The organism is Massilia terrae, from assembly GCF_024753145.1.
In the GTDB taxonomy this organism is placed as follows: domain Bacteria; phylum Pseudomonadota; class Gammaproteobacteria; order Burkholderiales; family Burkholderiaceae_D; genus Telluria; species Telluria terrae.
Genome location: NZ_JANUGU010000001.1, coordinates 1,067,141 through 1,084,527, shown reverse-complemented (window position 1 = coordinate 1,084,527; position 17,387 = coordinate 1,067,141). Strand labels below are relative to the sequence as shown.

Below are 17,387 nucleotides of genomic sequence, written 5' to 3'. Positions count from 1 at the left end.
AAAGTTGAAACGGCGAAGGGAACGCGCGATGGCGGGCACAAGCACCGGCAGCCCAGATCTCGTCCACGGCGAAGGCGCGGCCGCGCATCCGCATGGCTGGCGCCGCTGGCTGTTCGCCACCAATCACAAGGACATCGGCACGCTCTACCTGTTCTTCTCCGTCACCATGCTGATGATCGGCGGCGCGCTGGCCATGCTGATCCGGCTGGAGCTGTTCCGGCCCGGCCTGCAATTCGTCCAGCCGGAGCTCTACAACCAGTTCGTCGGCATGCACGGCCTCATCATGATCTTCGGCGCGATCATGCCGGCCTTCGTCGGCTTCGCCAACTGGATGGTCCCGCTGCAAGTCGGCGCGGCGGACATGGCGTTCGCGCGCATGAACAACTTCTCGTTCTGGCTACTGCCGCCCGCGGCGCTGCTGCTGGTGACCTCCTTCTTCGTCGCCGGCGGTGCGCCCGGTTCCGGCTGGACCATGTATCCGCCGCTGTCGGTACAGATGGGCCCGGGGATGGACATGACGATCTTCGCCGTGCACATGATGGGCGCGTCATCGATCATGGGCGCCATCAACATCATCACCACCATCCTGAACATGCGGGCGCCGGGCCTGCACCTGATGCGGATGCCCATGTTCTGCTGGACCTGGCTGATCACGGCCTATCTGCTGATCGCCGTGATGCCGGTACTGGCCACCGCGGTCACCATGGTGCTGACGGACCGCCATTTCGACACCACTTTCTTCAACGCGGCCGGCGGCGGCGACCCGGTCATGTTCCAGCACATCTTCTGGTTCTTCGGGCATCCCGAGGTCTACATCATGATCCTGCCCGGCTTCGGCATCATCTCGCAAGTGATCCCGGCGTTCTCGCGCAAGCCCCTGTTCGGCTATGCCTCGATGGTCTACGCGACGGCCGCGATCGCGATCATCTCCTTCATCGTCTGGGCGCACCACATGTTCACGACAGGCATGCCGGTCACGGCGCAGCTGTTCTTCATGTACGCGACCATGCTGGTGGCTATCCCCACCGGCGTGAAGGTATTCAATTGGGTGGCCACCATGTGGAAAGGCGCGCTAAGCTTCGAAGCACCAATGCTGTTCGCGGTGGGCTTCCTGTGGGTGTTCACGATCGGCGGCTTTTCCGGCTTGATCCTCGCGGTGGCGCCCATCGACGTCCAGATGCAGGATACCTATTACGTGGTGGCGCACTTCCACTATGTACTGGTGGCGGGATCGCTGTTCGCCTTATTTTCCGGCTATTACTACTGGGTGCCGAAATGGACCGGACACATGTACAACGAGAAACGCGCACACTTCCATTTCTGGAACTCGCTGCTATGGGTAAATCTCACCTTCTTCCCCATGCATTTTCTCGGCCTGGCCGGCATGCCACGCCGCTACGCGGACTATGCCAGCCAGTTCACCGACTTCAACGAGCTGGTCTCGGTCGCGGCCTGGCTGTTCGGGCTGACCCAGGTCTACTGGCTGCTGTTCATCGTCTTGCCCAACATCCGCGGCGGGCCGCCGGCCCCGGCCAAGCCATGGGACGGTGCGGAAGGACTGGAATGGACGGTGCCCAGCCCGGCGCCCTTCCACACCTTCGAGAAGCCGCCCCTGATCAAGTGAGCGCGATGCCATGACGCGCGAATGGCTGCTCAAGCGCAACTGTTCGCTGACGCCGCGTCAGCTGGCCAGTGCCTACCTGCTGCTGTGTATGGGCAGCTTTGGCATCGCCTTGGTCTTTGTCGTCGCGGGCATCTGGATCGTGCTCGCGTTCGCGCTGGTCGAGATGGCGGCAGTGGGGGCCGCACTGTTACACTATGCGCGCCACGCGCTCGACTGCGAGCACATCGCACTGTCCGAGCGTTGCCTGCTGGTCGAACGGGTGCGCGGCCGGCGCACCGAACGGATACGCCTGGATCCTCACTGGGTGCGGGTGCTGCCGCCCGCCAGCCGGCGCGCGCTGATCGAGATCGAATCGCGCGGCACCCGCATCGCCATCGGCGCCTTCGTCACCGACGCGCGCCGCCAGGAACTGGCGCGCGAACTGAGGCGCGAGCTGGGCGGCGCCTCCTTCCTGTCCTGAGCCACGCGCGGCCCCTGCCGCCTTGTCAGCCTGCTCTTACATCCAGACGGCCCGCCAGCCGATGCCGGTCGTGCTTGCTCTTTTGCATAATGCGCATCGACTTGTGCAGGGATATTGCACAGGAAGCAAGGAGATGTAGAAACATGAGCAATACTGAAGTGGAATGGGCAATTGTCGTGCACGGCGGAGCTGGTGCGCCGTGTGAACTCAAGGACGGCTGCGAGCGCGCCGCCGCACGCGGCCTGGAACGCCTGCGTGAAGGCGCCGACGCCCTCGACGCCGCCGTCTCGGCCGTGGTCACCCTCGAAGACGACGGACGCTACAACGCCGGCACCGGGGCCATCGTCGGTCTCGACGGCGAAACCATCGAACTGGACGCATCCGTGATGGACAGCCGCGGCCGCCTCGGCGCGGTGGCCTGCGTGCGCGATGTCAGGAACCCGATCCTGCTGGCGCGCTCGGTGGCCGAAACCCCGCACTGCCTGCTGGCCGGGGAAGGCGCCGACCGGCTGGCGCGTGCGATCGGCCTGTCGCCCCATCCGGGACCAGCCGAACGCCAGCGCGCCGCGCACCGCAACATCATGCATCAGCTGGCCGGCGCCCTCCCCGCCATGCCGGGCGTCGATAACCACGCCTTCCTGCGTTTCTGGAACTACAACAGCCCGCTCGAGCTGCCTGAATGCGCCGCCTGCGACACCGTCGGCGCCGTGGTGCGCGATGGCGACGGCCAGTTCGCCCTTGCCGGCTCGACCGGAGGCTCGGCGCCGAGCCTGCTCGGCCGTGTGGGCGACACGCCCATCGTTGGCGCCGGGTTCTACGCCGGCCCGGAAGGCGCGGTCGCCGCCACCGGCGGCGTCGACCAGATCGACAAGCGCTTCCCGATCGGCCTGATCGCCGTCAGCCGCCACGAAGCGGCGAGCTGCAGCAACCGGGACATGCCAAGCGCGCGTATCATCGGGAAATGAAGACCGAATCCCACACCACCGCGAGCCACGGCCACCTCGTCATCATCGGCGGCGGCGAGGACCTCGAGAACGACAAGGCGATCCTCGCGCGCTTTGTCGAATTGTCGGGCGGGGCCAACGCCAGGATTGTCGTGATCACGGCCGCCAGCGGCATCGCGGATGAGAAGTGGAGCGACTACGACCGCGTTTTTGGCGAGCTTGGCGCGCGCCAGCGCGTGCACCTGAACGTGCAGTGCCGCGAGGACGCCAACGACGAACAGCACATCCGCGCCATCAGCGAGGCTGACGGCATCTTCATGACCGGCGGCGACCAGAAACGCCTGCTGGCGCTCGTCGGCGGCACTGCACTCGACGCGGAGATGCACACCGCGCTCAAGGTGCGCGGCGTCTGCATCGGCGGCACCAGTGCCGGCGCGTCGGCGATGTCCGGCCACATGCTGGCGCACGGACGGGCCGACCGCCCGGAGAAAGGCGCGGTCAGCCTGGGTGCGGGACTGGGATTCCTGCACAAAGTCGTCATCGACCAGCACTTCTCGGAACGCCAGCGGCTCGCGCGGCTGCTGTCCGTCATCGCGGCCAATCCCTACTTGCAAGGGATCGGCATCGACGAGGACACGGCGCTGGTGGTGGAGCGCGGCGTGGGCATCGAGGTGCTGGGTGAAGGCGCGGTCACCATCGTCGACGGGCGGCACATGAGCACCAACATCTCCGAGATCGACGATCACAAGACGCCGGAGCTGATCGATGTGCGGCTGCACTTGCTGCCGGCGGGATCACGCTACCGCTTGCCGCAGGATGGCGAGGCGAGTCGATTGCCGGCACCGTTGGCCGAGTTTTTGGAGAATGTCACCAGGCGGAATCCGAACTCGTGAAGCGCGGCGGAGCCCCGCCGCATCTTCCCCGTTTCCCAAGAGTCCGTCGTGCGCGCGCAGGCCTGCTAAAAAGCGAGCTCGATGCTTACGCGGTTTGCGACGCGATCCGGTCTGCGCTCTCCGGATCCATCGTCCGAATCGCCTCGATAAACACCTTCAGCGACGACCCGCACGCAAACACCAGCACATCCCCCGGCGCGCACAGCGACAGCCCAAGCCGGATCGCGTCGTCGACGTCTATCTCGCGGTGCAGCGTGTCCGAGATGCCGACCACCTCCTCCGCCCCCTCGAGAATCAGGTCGACCGCATCACCCACTGGCCGCCCACGGCTCTGCGACTCATACACCACCAGCTCGTCGAAGCGCTCGCCGCACACCCGCCCGATCTGCAGCAAGTCCTCGTCGCGCCGGTCGCCGGGCGCGGTGACGATGCCCACCAGGTGGCGCGGCAGCATCGCGCGCGCCATGTCTGCCGTGGCGGCGTAGGCCGCGGCGTTATGCGCATAGTGGACGATCACGGTAACGCCGCGGATGTCGAACACATTGGTGCGCAGTGGATTGGTCCGGCCGTCCGACACGAAGGTCGACAGCCCCGCCACGATCTGCAGGTGCGAAAAGCCCGCCGCCATCAGGGACGCCGCCGCGGCCAGCGCATTCGCAATATTGAAGCGGGCCAGGCCGCCGAACGCGATCGGCATGCTCTCCACCCGCAGCAGTTCGATCTGGCGCGCTCCATCGGCGATGACGATCGCATTGTCCTGCATGTACGCCCCGCGCCCACCCCCGTCCAGATGCTTGATCAGGACCGGATTATCCGCATTCATCGAAAAGAACAAGACCTCGGTGGCCGGCTTCAGGCGCCGCACCATTGCCACGCACAGGGCGTCTTCCGCATTCAGCACGGCCGCGCGCGAGGCCGATTCGGCGACGATCGCCTTCACCTGCGCCAGGTCGTCGATGGCATCGACGCCGTCCAGCCCAAGATGGTCCTCGGCGACGTTCAACACGACAGCGACATCGCAGCGGTCGAACGCCAGCCCGCGCTTGAGGATACCGCCGCGCGCCGTCTCCAGCACCGCGAAATCGACGTCGGGCGAGGCCAGCACCGTGCGCGCCGACCAATAGCCGGTGCAGTCGCCCACCGCCACCGCCTTCCCATTGATGTAGACCCCGTGGGTGGTGGCGACGCCCGCCGAACGCCCCGCGAGGCGGGCCGCATGCGCGATCAGCAGCGAGGTAGTGGTCTTGCCATTGGTCCCGGTGACCGCGATCAAGGGGATGCGGCCATCCGAGCCGCCCATCAGGCTGTCGAGGATGGCGACGCCCGCATCCATCGCACCGCCACCGCCGGGAAGCACGTCCGCCGGCGCGGGCAGCGCATTGCTCTCTTGCTCGTCGCTGGCGGTGCGGGCCTGCAGGCGCTTTTGCTTGACGCCCCAGCCCAGCTGGAACAGGTTCGAATCTTCGCTGATGCGCTGGTATGGCACACCCCGTTCGTCAGCTGCCGCAACCACCGCCGCCGCGCTCGATCCGATCGCGTGCCGCGCGACGATCGCCTTCAACTCGTCCAGGCGTGGCGCGAGATTGAAAGCTTCGCCGTGGGCCAGCGCGTCGACGATGTCGATCGCAAGCACGAAGGCCGGCTGGGCCAGGCTTTCGAGCCGATACTCGCAGACGATGCGCACCAGGCCCGGCTGGCCGGTGACAGGCCGCGTGCGGCCGTAGCTGGCCGGCACGCCTGCCAGCGTCTGCAGCTCCAGCGTCACTTGTTCCACCACCCGGCCCGCGAGCGTGCCCTCCTTCAAGCGCAGCGCGAAGCCGCCGCGCTGGCCGGTCGGGACCAGCTGCCGGTGCAGCGAGGGCAGGAGCGCGAGCAGCGCGTCGTTGAAGCCGATGATCTGGCGCGTCTGGATGCCATACAGCTCGTCCAGCGCCAGGACGCTGAGCAGGCACGGGCTGTCGGCATGCACGTTCGGGCCGCGCAGGAATCGTTGTTCCAGGATGTGCACTTGGGAATCCTCGTCAGGAGAATTTCGCTATGGTAGCGATCTGCGCGACGAGAAGGCGCACGAACAGCTTAAGCCTGGTCGCCGAGGCAGATCCCCAGTTCGCGGGCGGTGGCGAGCGTGTCGCTGTCGAGCGGAACGGTCTTGGTGTGCCCGGCGACCTCGGACAGCGGCACGGTGCCGATCGCGCCATCGCCCAGTGCCACCATGACGCCGCCTTGCCCCAGCGCCAGCGCGCGCACTGCCGCCGCGCCGAAGCGCGAGGCCACCACGCGGTCGAACGCCGAAGGGCTGCCGCCGCGTAACAAGTGGCCGAGCACTACCGAACGGCATTCCTTGCCGGTCAGCCCGGCCAGCTCGTGTTCGACCCGGGCGCCGACGCCGCCCAGTCGTTCCAGGCGTCCGGTCTCGGCGCCGGCAAGCACCGTACGCTCACCCCGCACTGGCTCGGCGCCCTCCGCGACCACCACCAGCGAATGATGGTGTCCGGCCGCGTCACGCGCCCTGATCGCGGCCGCGACCGCGGCCAGCTCATAGGGAATTTCCGGAATCAGGATCGCGTGCGCGCCGCCGGCCATGCCCGCGTGCAGCGCGATCCAGCCGGCGTAGCGGCCCATCACTTCGACCACCATCACGCGGTGCTGGCTGTAGCCGGTCGAATGCAGGCGGTCGATGCATTCGGTGGCAAAACCCACCGCGGTGTCGAAGCCGAAGGTGGCGAAGGTATGGTCAAGATCGTTGTCGATGGTCTTCGGCACCCCGACCACCCGCACGCCCTTGTCATGCAAGGCGGCGGCGATCGCCATCGAGCCGTCGCCGCCGACGGAGACCACCGCGTCGAAACCGTTCTCGCGCAGCAGCCGGGCCAGCTCTTCGGTGCGGTCGATCTCGCCCACGCTGCCGTCCGCCTGGCGCACAGGATAGTGCAGCGGGTCGGCGCGGTTGGTGCTGCCGAGGATGGTGCCGCCGAGCGCGCCGATGCCGTAGACGGATGTGGCATCGAGCCGCATCACGGGCTCGCCGGTGCATTGCTGGGGGTCGAGCAGGCCGTTGAAGCCGTCGCGGATGCCCCAGCATTCCCAGCCGCGGCGGATGGAGGCGAGCACGACAGCACGGATCACCGCGTTCAGGCCCGGCGCATCGCCGCCGCCCGTGCTGATCGCAATCTTCAAACGCGCCCCTGCCGCCTGGTCCGCCACACCTGCCCCCCGCGATTATTTGGTGTGGTCACTATAGCATGGGCAAGCTAGTGCGCTGCCGCCATGCGCCGGTCGGGCAAGGTGCGGCGTTCGACCGCCGGCGCCCCGCGCGGCCGCGCCACCAGGGCGCGGGCACGCACGGCCAGGGCCAGCAACAGCACGCCGGTGACAATGGCGTAGCCGCTGACCATCCACACCAGCGCGACGGCACCCGCCAGCGGATACAGGAACACCAGCGCGCCGAACACCACCTCGGCAATACCGGACACGGCCAGCAGCCACTCGCCCTTGACGTCCTTGCGCAGGCGCACCGCGGCAACGATATCAAGCACGCCCGCCACCAGTGCATTGGCGGCGATCACCATCACCAGCACCAGCGTGGTCAGCACCGGATTGGCCACCGCGACAATGGCCGCGCTGATGCTCACCAAGCCGAGCAACAGCGGCAGCCACCAGCCATCGTCGATCCTGCGGTGACCGATGGCGCCGATGACGGAGGTGACGCCGCCCAGCAAGGCGAAGGCTGCAAACAACGCCGCCAGGGTCAGCAAGGTCAGGCCCGGCCACAAGAGCGTGAGCACGCCGAACAGGATGCCGAAAATGCCGCGCAGCGCCGGCACCCACCACGAACGCAAGTAGAAATTGTTCATGTTCAAACACCAGGAAGAGGCGTGGCCGCGCGAGGCGACATGCCTGCCGCGCCACTAGTCGCTTAGGCAGTGCCGGTCCGCGACAGTTCCGCCGCCGTGCCCGGCAGCGGGCCGAAGGCAGCCGCTGACTGCGCCGTCAAATGGGGCAGCACCCGGCGCTGCGCGCGCAGCAGCGCCTTGAACATGGGCGCGTGCAGCACGCGCCGCATGTCGCCGTCGTGGTCAATGTCCCACAGGCCCATCGGCATCCAGCGCCGGGGCGCATGCCAGTCGAGCATGCCGATCACCGGATACAGGCAGACGCCGCGCAAGGGCACCTTGGCGCAGAGCAGTTGCTCGGCTTCCCCGGCCAGCTCTTCCATCCAGCCGGCCCGGTGCTCGCCCCAGTGCGAAGTTTCCGAGATCAGCACTTCGGCGCCATAGCGACGCCATGCTTGCTCGACCAGCGTGGACAGCGGCATGCGGCGCGGATCGTCCGGATCGAGCCAGCTGCCGTCCTCGCCGTGGACCCACTGGCAGTTCCAGTAATAATTGACGCCGACCACATCGAGGTGGGCCAGGCTGCCGCCCAATTCGGGCAGCAGGCGGCCGGCCAGCATGTCCCACGCTTCGAATACGCTCTCCTCGTTGAAGCGGCGCGCGGCCGTGGCGGCGTCAAGGCTGTCGTTGCGCGGCGCAACCCGGCACAGCGGGTCGGCGTGGACGAAGCGGGCGTCCGGCACCCAGGCGCGGATCGCATCAATGCCGCGGATCGCGGCCTGGATCAGCGCCACCTTGAGGTCGAAGGCACGCCCGGACAGGTGCGGCGCAAAATGGGCGGCATCGCCCGCCGCCCAGGACATGTACGACGGTTCATTGACCGGCGTGAACCACAACTGGCCGCGCAGATGACGGCGCAGGAATTGGGCGCAGGCTTTGCAATAGGCGGCGAAGCGGTCGATGAAGGCGCCCGACAGCAGTTCGACATCGTCCGGGTAGCCATAGTGAAATAGGTCCCAGATCACTTCCATCCGGTAGCGCTTGGCCATGTCGACCACCGGCCACGCGGACGAGAAATCGTAGCGGCCGTTCCGGTCCACCAGCGGCCAACGGATGGCATCGCGCACCGTCGCGATCCCGGCGGCACGCAAGCGCCGGTAATCCTCGCCGACGTGCAAGTGATGCAGCGTATCTTCGACCAGGTCGATCCACTGGCCATCTCGGTTATAGCCGGTCGTACATTCGAATCCGGCCTGGAAAAAGCTTTTGAACACGGCAGTTCACCCCGTCCGGAAGGAGGGGCCAGCTTAACGGCAGGCGGCGCGGGACAGTGTGCGCGGCTTCACATACCGTCCATACCCAGGCCGAAAAGCGGGTGCCCGGAAGTACATCGCGGCGAAAACTGCTACGATCGAAATCTCTTGAGAAAGGAATCAGCATGTCCCGTCGTTTCAACATCGCAGCCATCGCCGGCGACGGCATCGGCAAGGAAGTTTTGCCGGAAGGCCGCAAGGTGCTGGAAGTCGCCGCGCGCAAGTTCGGACTCGACCTCCAGTTCACCCCCTTCGAATGGGCCAGCTGCGACTATTACCTGAAGACTGGCGCCATGATGCCGCCCGACTGGAAGGACCAGCTCGCGGGCATGGACGCCATCTACTTCGGCGCGGTCGGCTGGCCGGCCACGGTGCCGGACCACATCTCCCTGTGGGGCTCGCTGCTCAAGTTCCGGCGCGAATTCGATCAATACATTAACCTGCGTCCGGTGCGCCTGTTCGACGGCGTGCCCTGCCCGCTTGCTGGGCGCAAGGCCGGCGACATCGACTTTTACGTGGTGCGCGAAAATACCGAAGGTGAATACACCAATCTCGGCGGCATCATGTTCCCGGGAACCGAGCGCGAGCTGGTGATCCAGGAATCCGTGTTCACGCGGCACGGCGCGGACCGGGTGCTGAAATACGCATTCGAACTGGCCAGCGCGCGCCAACGCAAGCACCTGACCGTCGCCACCAAATCGAACGGCATCGCGATCAGCATGCCGTGGTGGGATGGCCGCGCGGACGCGATCGGCAAGGATTATCCCGGCATCACCATCGACAAGCAGCACATCGACATCCTGACCGCCCGTTTCGTGCTGCAACCGGACCGCTTCGACGTGGTGGTGGCGTCGAACCTGTTCGGCGACATCCTGTCCGACCTCGGTCCGGCCTGCACCGGCACCATCGGCCTGGCGCCGTCGGCCAATCTCAATCCGGAGCGCAATTTCCCTTCCCTGTTCGAGCCGGTGCACGGTTCGGCGCCGGATATCGCCGGCAGAGGCATCGCCAACCCGATCGCGCAGATCTGGTCCGGCGCGATGATGCTGGCATTCCTGGCGGATGCGCCGGATGCGGGCCCCGGCTACCGCGAGGCGCATGATGCGATCGTGGGCGCGATCGAGCAGGTGCTCAAGGACGGCCCGCGCACGGGCGACCTGGGCGGCAAGGCCAACACGGTTGAAGCTGGCGACGCGATCGCCCGCGCGCTGGAAGCTGCCTGAACGCCCACACGACACCACCTCACACCACGAACGTCGTTCCCGCGGCAGCGGGAACGACGATCAATTTGAGGTAGCAAAAACAAAGGCCCGGCAAAACCGGGCCTTTGTCAGTGAAGCCGGCGGGTGCGCCCACCGGCAAACAGCTTATTTCATCGCCGACTGCGATACACCCATCGGCGAACCGCCTGCCTCAGGCGACTTGTTCAGCAGCGAGCGGTGACGGGCATAGCCGAAGTACACCACCAGGCCGATGACCAGCCACACACCGAACGCGATCCAGGTGACCGCGCCAAGGAAGGCCATCAGCGTGCCGCAGGACAGCACGGCCAGCGCCGGCACCACCGGCACACCCGGGCAGCGGAATGCGCGATGCAGGTCCGGGCGCTTCTTGCGCAGCACCACCACGGCAACCGCCACCAGGCAGAACGCGGCCAGGGTGCCCATGTTGACCAGCTCGCTCAGCACCTTCAGCGGGACCAGCGCGCCCAGCAGGCCGAACACGATACCGACCATCCACGTGGCGAAGAACGGGGTGCCGTACTTCGGATGCACTTCCGACAGCTTCGCCGGCAGCAGGCCGTCGCGCGACATCGCGAAAATGATGCGGGTCTGGCCGAACGCCATCACCAGGATCACGGTGGTCATGCCGAGGATGGCGCCGAGGTCGACGAAACCCGCGAACCAGTTTTCCTTCGCGTACTGCAGGGCCAGCGAGACCGGGTGGTCAACGTTCAGCTGGGCAAACGGCACGATGCCGGTCATGATGGCCGACACCACCACGTACAGAATGGTGCAGATGGTGAGCGAGCCGATGATGCCGATCGGCAGATCGCGCTCGGGACGCTTGACCTCTTCCGCTGCCGAGGTGACGGCGTCGAAACCGATAAAGGAGAAGAACACCAGCGCGGCTGCGCTCAGGGTGCCCGACACGCCGAAGGGCATGTAGGGATGCCAATTGGCCGGCTGCACGTGGCGGAAGCCGACGGCGATGAACAGCAGCACCACGCCCACCTTGATGACCACCATCACGTTGTTGACGCGCGCCGATTCGCGCACGCCCAGCGACAGCAGCGCGGTCAGCGCCATCATGATGCAGAATGCCGGCAGGTTGAAGTAGGTGGCGACGCCCGGCAGCGCACCCGGCGCCGCGCTGAGCGCGTCAGGCAGGTGCAGGCCGAAACCGCCCATCAGCGACTGGAAGTAGCCCGACCAGCCGACCGACACGGCGGACGTCGCCAGCCCGTATTCAAGCAGCAGGTCCCAGCCGATGATCCAGGCCACCAGTTCACCCAGGGTCGCGTAGCTGTAGGTATAGATCGAGCCGGCGACGGGGACAGTCGATGCGAACTCGGCGTAGCACATGGCGGCGAAACCGCAAGCGATTGCGCCGGCGACGAAGGACAGGGTCAGCGCCGGGCCGGCGGTGGCGGCGCCAGTACCGGTCAGAACGAAAATACCTGTGCCGACGATGGCGCCGATGCCCATCAGGATCAGGTCGAACGGTCCCAGCACTTTCTTGAGACCACCGGGTGTGCGGCTGGCGGCCACCATGCTGTCCAGGTTCTTGGTTCTAAAAATACTCACTAGCCTCTCCAATAAAAATAACGGCCGCGCGTGGTTATAGTTGTCGTGCGTCCGGATTGTCGTGTTGCGGGCATGGGATCCTCCATGCAGCGCATACATTAACGCATTCTCCACCCCGGCAGAAGCCTTTTGAAGCCAGGGCGGCGCGAAGCTGGCGCAAACCTTGGTCAAATGGCGACGCAGGATTGAGATGCGGCATTGAACCACTGCATGGGTTTTCGTGCAACAAAAGATGCATTGTCATTACGCTGCACTGCACGATGAAAATCGCGCGCCGGTCAGCCGGAATCGGGACCGGAGCCGGCCTCGCAGGCCTCGAGTTGGCGGCGTTCGCGGTGGATGCGGATCTGTACGGCGACGATGCGCACAGCGGCGAAAAACGGGACCGACAGGAAAATCCCCGGCACGCCCGCCAGTTCGTCACCCGCCAGCAGTCCGAACACCACGACGATCGGCGGCACGTTCACGCCTTCGCTCATCAGGTAGGGGTTGAGCATGTAGTCCTGGAAGATCCGGTAGGCCACGATGAAGGCGACGAGCCACCACACGTGCGGGTAGCCGCTGACGATGGCGACCGAAAAGATGGATAACGCCGCGATCAGCGGGCCGAACACGGGAATGACTTCCAGCAGCGCTGCCAGCACCGCCAGCAACAGGGCAAACGGTGCGCCCAGCAGCGACAGCACGACGCTGTACACGATGACGGTCGCCAGCGACAGGAGCGCCAGCGCGCGCACGTACTGCGACATCAAATGGTTCAGCCCGCGTGCCAGGCTGGACCAGAAGGAACCGTCCTGCTTTTTGCCCAGCGATACCAGCACGCCTTCGATGCCGGGCGCGTCCCGCACCATCAGGAAACTGAAGATCGGCACGACGACCACATAGATGAGATTGCCGGCGACGTGGAGCAGCCCGGTGCCCAGCCCGCGCACAGTCGGCAGCGCCTGGCTGGCGCCGGCCGAGATCAGGTTCTGCAGGAACTCGGCCAATCGCACGCGCAAGGGCTCCAGCGGCGCAGGAAGCGGGAGCTGGCGCTGGAGCTGGCCCGGCTGCATCAGCTTGGGCAGCTCTTGCGCCAGGTTTTGGGCCTCGGTCGCGATGCGGGTACCGAACAGCGCGCCGGCCAGCACGAAGGCGCCGACGATCAGGGCGTACACCATGATCAGCAAAGGCACGCGCGGCAACCGGCCGCCGGTCCAGCGCTGGAGCAGCACGAACAGCGGGTACACGAGGTAGCTGAAGAAGACGCCGAACAGCAGCACCAGCAGCGTGGTGCGGACCGTGTAGGCGCAGTACAGCGCCAGCAGCACGAGCGCGGCTGTCCACACGGCGCGCGCGGCGCGGACGTCAATGCCGAACAAGGGCTTCTCCCAAGGTTTGCTCCTATGCTTGCTTGTTGCGCAATCATATTCGCAAAGCCGGTATCGCCGCGCGCTGGTGCGGCGGAAGCTGACTTAGCGCGTAGGAAATGGGGTTCCCGCGTGCGCGGGAACGACGTTCTCGATCGAGCTAACGTTGCTTGGACAGGTTCTAACGGCGGCGGCGGCCGTGGGAGAACAGGGGGCAGTAGTTGGTGCTGGATTCGAGATTGTCGCCGGATTGGCCAGAGCGGTCGACCACGCGCAGCCAGCCATCCGGATGATTCGGCGCCGGCGATTGGCCGCAGTTGGTGTGCACGAAGTGGATGCCGATCCCGCGGTCGTACAGCTGGCCGCACAGCGACAGGTGGTCACCTTCGCGGATGCCGTCGATCGGCGCCGGCACGACCGGCTGTCCCGGGCGATAGCCGCTGGCGAAGACGTTGTCGATGGCGACGTCGTAGACCTGGCCATCCTGGTCGGCGCGCAGCTTCAGGTGGGTATGCGAGAGCTCGATGCCCTGGCGGAACTGCCCGTGCGCGAAACGCGGGCCCTGCAGCACCACGCCACTGCGCCATGCGCCGCTGGCGGCTTCGCAGGACTGGCGTTCGTCGGCAGCGGCAGTGGCGGCGGCCATGGCCAATAGCATCCCAAACAGCGCTCGTTTCATATCGTCCCCTTCAGAATGCCGCACCATTGCTAATTGTACGCCGAGCCCAGCAGGAGCAAATGAACGGCGGCTTAAACGCCCTCTTCCTCCGGCAGCTTGAGGCGCCCGAGGTGGTAGTCGTACTCGTAGACTTCGCCGTAACGGCCCCACTCCACCGCGATCTCCAGCGTGCGCTTGGCCTCGTCCTGTTCCAGGTGCTCTTCCAGCAGGTCGATGAAGGGCTGTTCGGACACCGCGCCGCCCTCGGCCTGCACCAGCTGCTCGCGGATGCGCGCGGCCAGCGGCACGTGGGCCAGCAGTTGGCGGCCGAAGATTTCCTGCCGTTCTTGCTGGTCGGCGCCGGCGTAGCGCATGCCCAGCGCGGTCAGCATGATGTCGCCCGCCTCCACTTGCGCCAGCCCCAGCATCGTCATCGCCTCGTAGGTCGGGAACAGCTCCTCGTCCGGCAGCTCGGTCTCCTCGGCCAGCTTCGGCAGGTCGGCGCGGCCGTCGAACGGCGCCTGGGCGACCAGGTCGAGCACCGCCTCGATGCGGTCGATGTCGGTGTCCGGCAGGCGGTAGTCCGGATGCGCCGGCGCCGGGGCGCCGACGGCGGCCGGCTGCGGCACCGGACGCATGGTCATCAGGCCGTACACCTGGTCCACCAGCGCGCGCACGCGCGGCGAATCGGCATCGCGCGGACGCGGCAGGTTGATGCGCACTTCACTGCGGATGCGGCCAGGATCGCTGGACATGATGATGATGCGGTCGGCCATCATCACGGCTTCCTCGATATTGTGCGAGACCACGACGATGCCGCGCGTCGGGATCTGGTTGCTGTCCCACAGCGCGAGGATGTCGTTGCGCAGCGTCTCGCCGGTCAGCACGTCCAGCGCCGAGAAGGCCTCGTCCATGAGCAGCACGTCTGGATTGGTGACCAGCGCCCGTGCGATGCCCACGCGCTGGCGCATGCCGCCGGACAGCTCGCGCGGCAGCGCGCCGCCGAAACCGGCCAGGCCGATCAGCTCCAGCACCTCGTCGGCGCGGCGTTCGCGTTCATCGGGCGGCACGCCCTGCGCCTCCAGGCCCAGCTCGACGTTCTGCTGCACCGTCAGCCAGGGGAACAGCGCGAAAGACTGGAACACCATCGCCACGCCCGGCGCCGGGCCGGCGATCGCTTCGTCGCGGTACATGGCGCGGCCACCGTCGGCCGGGATCAGGCCGGCCATGATGCGCAGCAGGGTCGACTTGCCGGAACCGGACTTGCCCAGCAGTGCCACAATCTCGCCCTTGCGCAGCGTAAAGTTCAGGCCGTCCAGGATGCGGCGCGGCGCGCCATCGGCGCTGGTGAAAGATTTGCCCACGCCTTCGAGCTGGATCAGGATATCTTTGGCCATTCAATTCCCCTTACAGGCTGCGGTCGCCGGCGAGTACGTACAATTTACGCCAGAAGAAACGGTTCAACAGCATCACGAAAATGCACATCACGCCGATGCCGAGCGCGATGCGGTGGAAGTCGCCGGCGTCGGTCATCTGCTTGATGTAGCTGCCCAGGCCGTTCGCGGCCAGGGTGGTCTTGCCCCACGTGACATATTCGGCCACGATGCTGGCGTTCCACGAGCCGCCGCTGGCGGTGATGGCGCCGGTCACGTAGGCCGGGAACACCGCCGGCAAGTACACCCGCTTCCACTTGAGCCAGCCTTTCAGGCCGAGATTATCGGCGGCCAGGCGCAACTCGGTCGGGACGGTGGAGGCGCCTGCCACCACATTGAACAGGATGTACCACTGGGTGCCGAACACCATCAGCGGGCTGAGCCAGATGTCCGGGTTCAGGCGCCAGGTCACCAGCACATAGACCACCACCGGGAACATCAGGTTGACCGGGAACGCTGCCAGGAACTGCGCCACAGCCTGCACCCGCTGCGAATACGCCGGCCGCAGCCCGATCCAGACTGCCAGCGGCACCCACACCAGCGAAGCCAGCGCGATCAGCAGCATCACCCGCAACAGCGTGGCGAGGCCCAACAGCACGACGTGGCCGACCTCGGCCCAGCCTACCGCCGCGTGCACGTAGACGATCAGCTGCAGCGAAGCGTATCCCGCAAGCAGCACCAATATCGCATCCCACACGCGCGGCATCACGTCGCGCAGGGCGCCCGGCATGACCGACTTGGGCGCGCGTACCGGCGCGCCGCCGAACCAGCCGAGGGTGCCGCGCATGCGGGCCCAGAAACGCTCGGCCAGCCGGCTCATCACGATGCTGCGGCGGCCCCAGTCGAGCAGCCACGAGCGCTGCGCGGTGTCGCCCTGCGATTCCTCGAAGCGGAACTTGTCGGCCCAGGCCAGCAAGGGGCGGAAGAACAATTGGTCGTACAGCACGATGCCGGCCAGCATGGCGACGATGGCCCAGGCCACGGCGCGGCCGTTTTCCTGCTCGATCGCGACCGCGATGAAGGCGCCGATGCCGGGCAGCTTGATGTCCTGGCCCGCCACCGAGATCGCTTCCGCGGCGACGAGGAAGAACCAGCCGCCGGACATCGACATCATCATGTTCCACAGCAGCGAAGGCATCGCGTACGGCAGTTCGAGGCGCCAGAAGCGCTGCCAGCCGGACAGGCAGAACACGCGCGATGCTTCCGACAGCTCGGCCGGCACGGTGCGCATCGACTGGTACAGGCTGAATGCCATATTCCATGCTTGCGAAGTGAAGATCGCGAAGATCGCCGCGCATTCCACACCCAGCATGCTGCCGGGGAACAGCGCGATGAAGGGCGCGATCGCGATCGCCTGGAAACCGAGGATGGGCACCGACTGCAGGATGTCGAGCAGCGGAATGAGGATCTTTTCGGCGGCGCGGTATTTGGCCGCCACGGCCGCGAACACGAAGGAAAACAGCAGCGAGCAGCCGAGCGCCATGAACATGCGCAGAATGGTGCGCAGCAAGTAGTACGGCAGCGACCACACGTCGAGCGCGATCGGCGTAGGCTGGCCGAGAATGAAGGGGCGCGCCATCTGCGCCGCGCCGTAGGCGGTGGCGGCCAGCACCACCAGCACCAGCGGCAGCAGGATCCAGTCCCAGCGGTTGGGACCGCGTGCGGCGCGCGCCTGGCCCGACTGCCCACTTTGGAAAAACTCGAACATCACACATCCCCTGCGCCCATGCGGCGCCGCTACCTGCGCGCAAGGCCTGGCCTGGCTGCACGCTGGCGACAAATCCCCGTCAGTTGCCGCCCAGCAGGCGGCGTGATTCGTGGTGCGGTGAAACGCGCGGCTGCGCGGCAAAACCGCTGAACTTGCGTGTGTTGTGTGGGATACGGATGTGCCGGCACGGCGCCGGTACAAGGGAATACCATCATCCGGGCAGGATGACGGCAGGAGACGGTAGAGCCTGCGTTATCTTGCCGAGAATGCATCAGCCGGGGGCTGGCAACAACTGTCGCTCGAACAAGTGCCCATGAGGGAACCCTAAAAATGAAAACCCCGCGAGTGTAGTTGTCGGGCTTCAC

Annotated in this window: 14 protein-coding genes; 5 read left to right on the top strand and 9 right to left on the bottom strand. The window is 66.3% G+C overall.

Annotated elements, in window-relative coordinates; genetic code table 11:
• Window positions 1–28: 28 nt before the first annotated feature.
• The 4 genes from ctaD to NX778_RS04635 all read left to right on the top strand — a co-directional run bounded on the left by ctaD (window position 29) and on the right by NX778_RS04635 (window position 3,921).
• Window positions 29–1,624: a cytochrome c oxidase subunit I gene (gene ctaD / locus NX778_RS04650; RefSeq protein ID WP_258810497.1), complete on the top strand. Its 1,596-nt coding sequence runs from the start codon at window positions 29–31 to the stop codon at window positions 1,622–1,624.
• 10 nt (window positions 1,625–1,634) lie between these two features.
• Window positions 1,635–2,084, top strand: coding sequence for a DUF2244 domain-containing protein (locus NX778_RS04645; protein ID WP_258810496.1), 450 nt, complete (start codon window positions 1,635–1,637; stop codon window positions 2,082–2,084).
• A 143-nt stretch (window positions 2,085–2,227) separates the two neighbouring features.
• Window positions 2,228–3,049 carry an isoaspartyl peptidase/L-asparaginase gene (locus tag NX778_RS04640; RefSeq protein WP_258810495.1) on the top strand — a complete coding sequence of 274 codons (822 nt, stop codon included), beginning with the start codon at window positions 2,228–2,230 and terminating at the stop codon, window positions 3,047–3,049.
• Complete coding sequence (locus tag NX778_RS04635) at window positions 3,046–3,921, top strand: cyanophycinase (RefSeq protein WP_258810494.1); 876 nt, start codon at window positions 3,046–3,048, stop codon at window positions 3,919–3,921. The genes NX778_RS04640 and NX778_RS04635 overlap by 4 nt, the downstream gene beginning before the upstream one ends.
• A gap of 85 nt (window positions 3,922–4,006) precedes the next feature.
• Here NX778_RS04635 and NX778_RS04630 read toward each other — a convergent pair whose 3' ends face one another.
• From NX778_RS04630 to NX778_RS04615, 4 genes are all read right to left on the bottom strand, one after another.
• Window positions 4,007–5,929: a cyanophycin synthetase family protein gene (locus NX778_RS04630; RefSeq protein WP_258810493.1), complete on the bottom strand. Its 1,923-nt coding sequence runs from the start codon at window positions 5,927–5,929 to the stop codon at window positions 4,007–4,009.
• A 68-nt stretch (window positions 5,930–5,997) separates the two neighbouring features.
• Window positions 5,998–7,098: a 6-phosphofructokinase gene (locus NX778_RS04625; RefSeq protein WP_258810492.1), complete on the bottom strand. Its 1,101-nt coding sequence runs from the start codon at window positions 7,096–7,098 to the stop codon at window positions 5,998–6,000.
• A gap of 74 nt (window positions 7,099–7,172) precedes the next feature.
• Window positions 7,173–7,775 (bottom strand): HdeD family acid-resistance protein, encoded by a 603-nt coding sequence (locus NX778_RS04620; RefSeq protein WP_258810491.1) that lies wholly within the window; start codon window positions 7,773–7,775, stop codon window positions 7,173–7,175.
• Between the two features lie 62 nt (window positions 7,776–7,837).
• Window positions 7,838–9,028 (bottom strand): glycoside hydrolase family protein, encoded by a 1,191-nt coding sequence (locus NX778_RS04615; protein ID WP_258810490.1) that lies wholly within the window; start codon window positions 9,026–9,028, stop codon window positions 7,838–7,840.
• A gap of 164 nt (window positions 9,029–9,192) precedes the next feature.
• On the opposite strand from NX778_RS04615, the gene NX778_RS04610 reads away from it, so the two are divergent.
• Window positions 9,193–10,290: a tartrate dehydrogenase gene (locus NX778_RS04610; RefSeq protein WP_258810489.1), complete on the top strand. Its 1,098-nt coding sequence runs from the start codon at window positions 9,193–9,195 to the stop codon at window positions 10,288–10,290.
• 144 nt (window positions 10,291–10,434) lie between these two features.
• Here NX778_RS04610 and bcaP read toward each other — a convergent pair whose 3' ends face one another.
• The 5 genes from bcaP to NX778_RS04585 form a co-directional block, all read right to left on the bottom strand.
• The gene (gene bcaP, locus NX778_RS04605) at window positions 10,435–11,874 is read right to left on the bottom strand and encodes a branched-chain amino acid transporter BcaP (RefSeq protein ID WP_370661309.1); all 1,440 of its coding nucleotides are present in this window, start codon (window positions 11,872–11,874) and stop codon (window positions 10,435–10,437) included.
• A 278-nt stretch (window positions 11,875–12,152) separates the two neighbouring features.
• A complete protein-coding gene (locus tag NX778_RS04600; protein WP_258810488.1) occupies window positions 12,153–13,235 on the bottom strand; it encodes an AI-2E family transporter in 1,083 nt (360 codons plus the stop codon).
• 169 nt (window positions 13,236–13,404) lie between these two features.
• A complete protein-coding gene (locus tag NX778_RS04595; RefSeq protein ID WP_258810487.1) occupies window positions 13,405–13,902 on the bottom strand; it encodes a hypothetical protein in 498 nt (165 codons plus the stop codon).
• Window positions 13,903–13,973: 71 nt separating this feature from the next.
• The gene (locus NX778_RS04590; RefSeq protein WP_258810486.1) at window positions 13,974–15,278 is read right to left on the bottom strand and encodes an ABC transporter ATP-binding protein; all 1,305 of its coding nucleotides are present in this window, start codon (window positions 15,276–15,278) and stop codon (window positions 13,974–13,976) included.
• A 10-nt stretch (window positions 15,279–15,288) separates the two neighbouring features.
• Window positions 15,289–17,022: an ABC transporter permease gene (locus NX778_RS04585; protein ID WP_258810485.1), complete on the bottom strand. Its 1,734-nt coding sequence runs from the start codon at window positions 17,020–17,022 to the stop codon at window positions 15,289–15,291.
• Between the last annotated feature and the right edge of the window lie 365 nt (window positions 17,023–17,387).

Coding starts and splice junctions, on each gene's coding strand:
- NX778_RS04595 (WP_258810487.1), bottom strand. CDS start 13,902: ATGAAACGAGCGCTGTTTGGGATGCTATTGGCCATGGCCGCCGCCACT.
- ctaD (WP_258810497.1), top strand. CDS start 29: ATGGCGGGCACAAGCACCGGCAGCCCAGATCTCGTCCACGGCGAAGGC.
- NX778_RS04635 (WP_258810494.1), top strand. CDS start 3,046: ATGAAGACCGAATCCCACACCACCGCGAGCCACGGCCACCTCGTCATC.
- NX778_RS04645 (WP_258810496.1), top strand. CDS start 1,635: ATGACGCGCGAATGGCTGCTCAAGCGCAACTGTTCGCTGACGCCGCGT.
- NX778_RS04610 (WP_258810489.1), top strand. CDS start 9,193: ATGTCCCGTCGTTTCAACATCGCAGCCATCGCCGGCGACGGCATCGGC.
- NX778_RS04620 (WP_258810491.1), bottom strand. CDS start 7,775: ATGAACAATTTCTACTTGCGTTCGTGGTGGGTGCCGGCGCTGCGCGGC.
- NX778_RS04640 (WP_258810495.1), top strand. CDS start 2,228: ATGAGCAATACTGAAGTGGAATGGGCAATTGTCGTGCACGGCGGAGCT.
- NX778_RS04590 (WP_258810486.1), bottom strand. CDS start 15,278: ATGGCCAAAGATATCCTGATCCAGCTCGAAGGCGTGGGCAAATCTTTC.
- NX778_RS04585 (WP_258810485.1), bottom strand. CDS start 17,022: ATGTTCGAGTTTTTCCAAAGTGGGCAGTCGGGCCAGGCGCGCGCCGCA.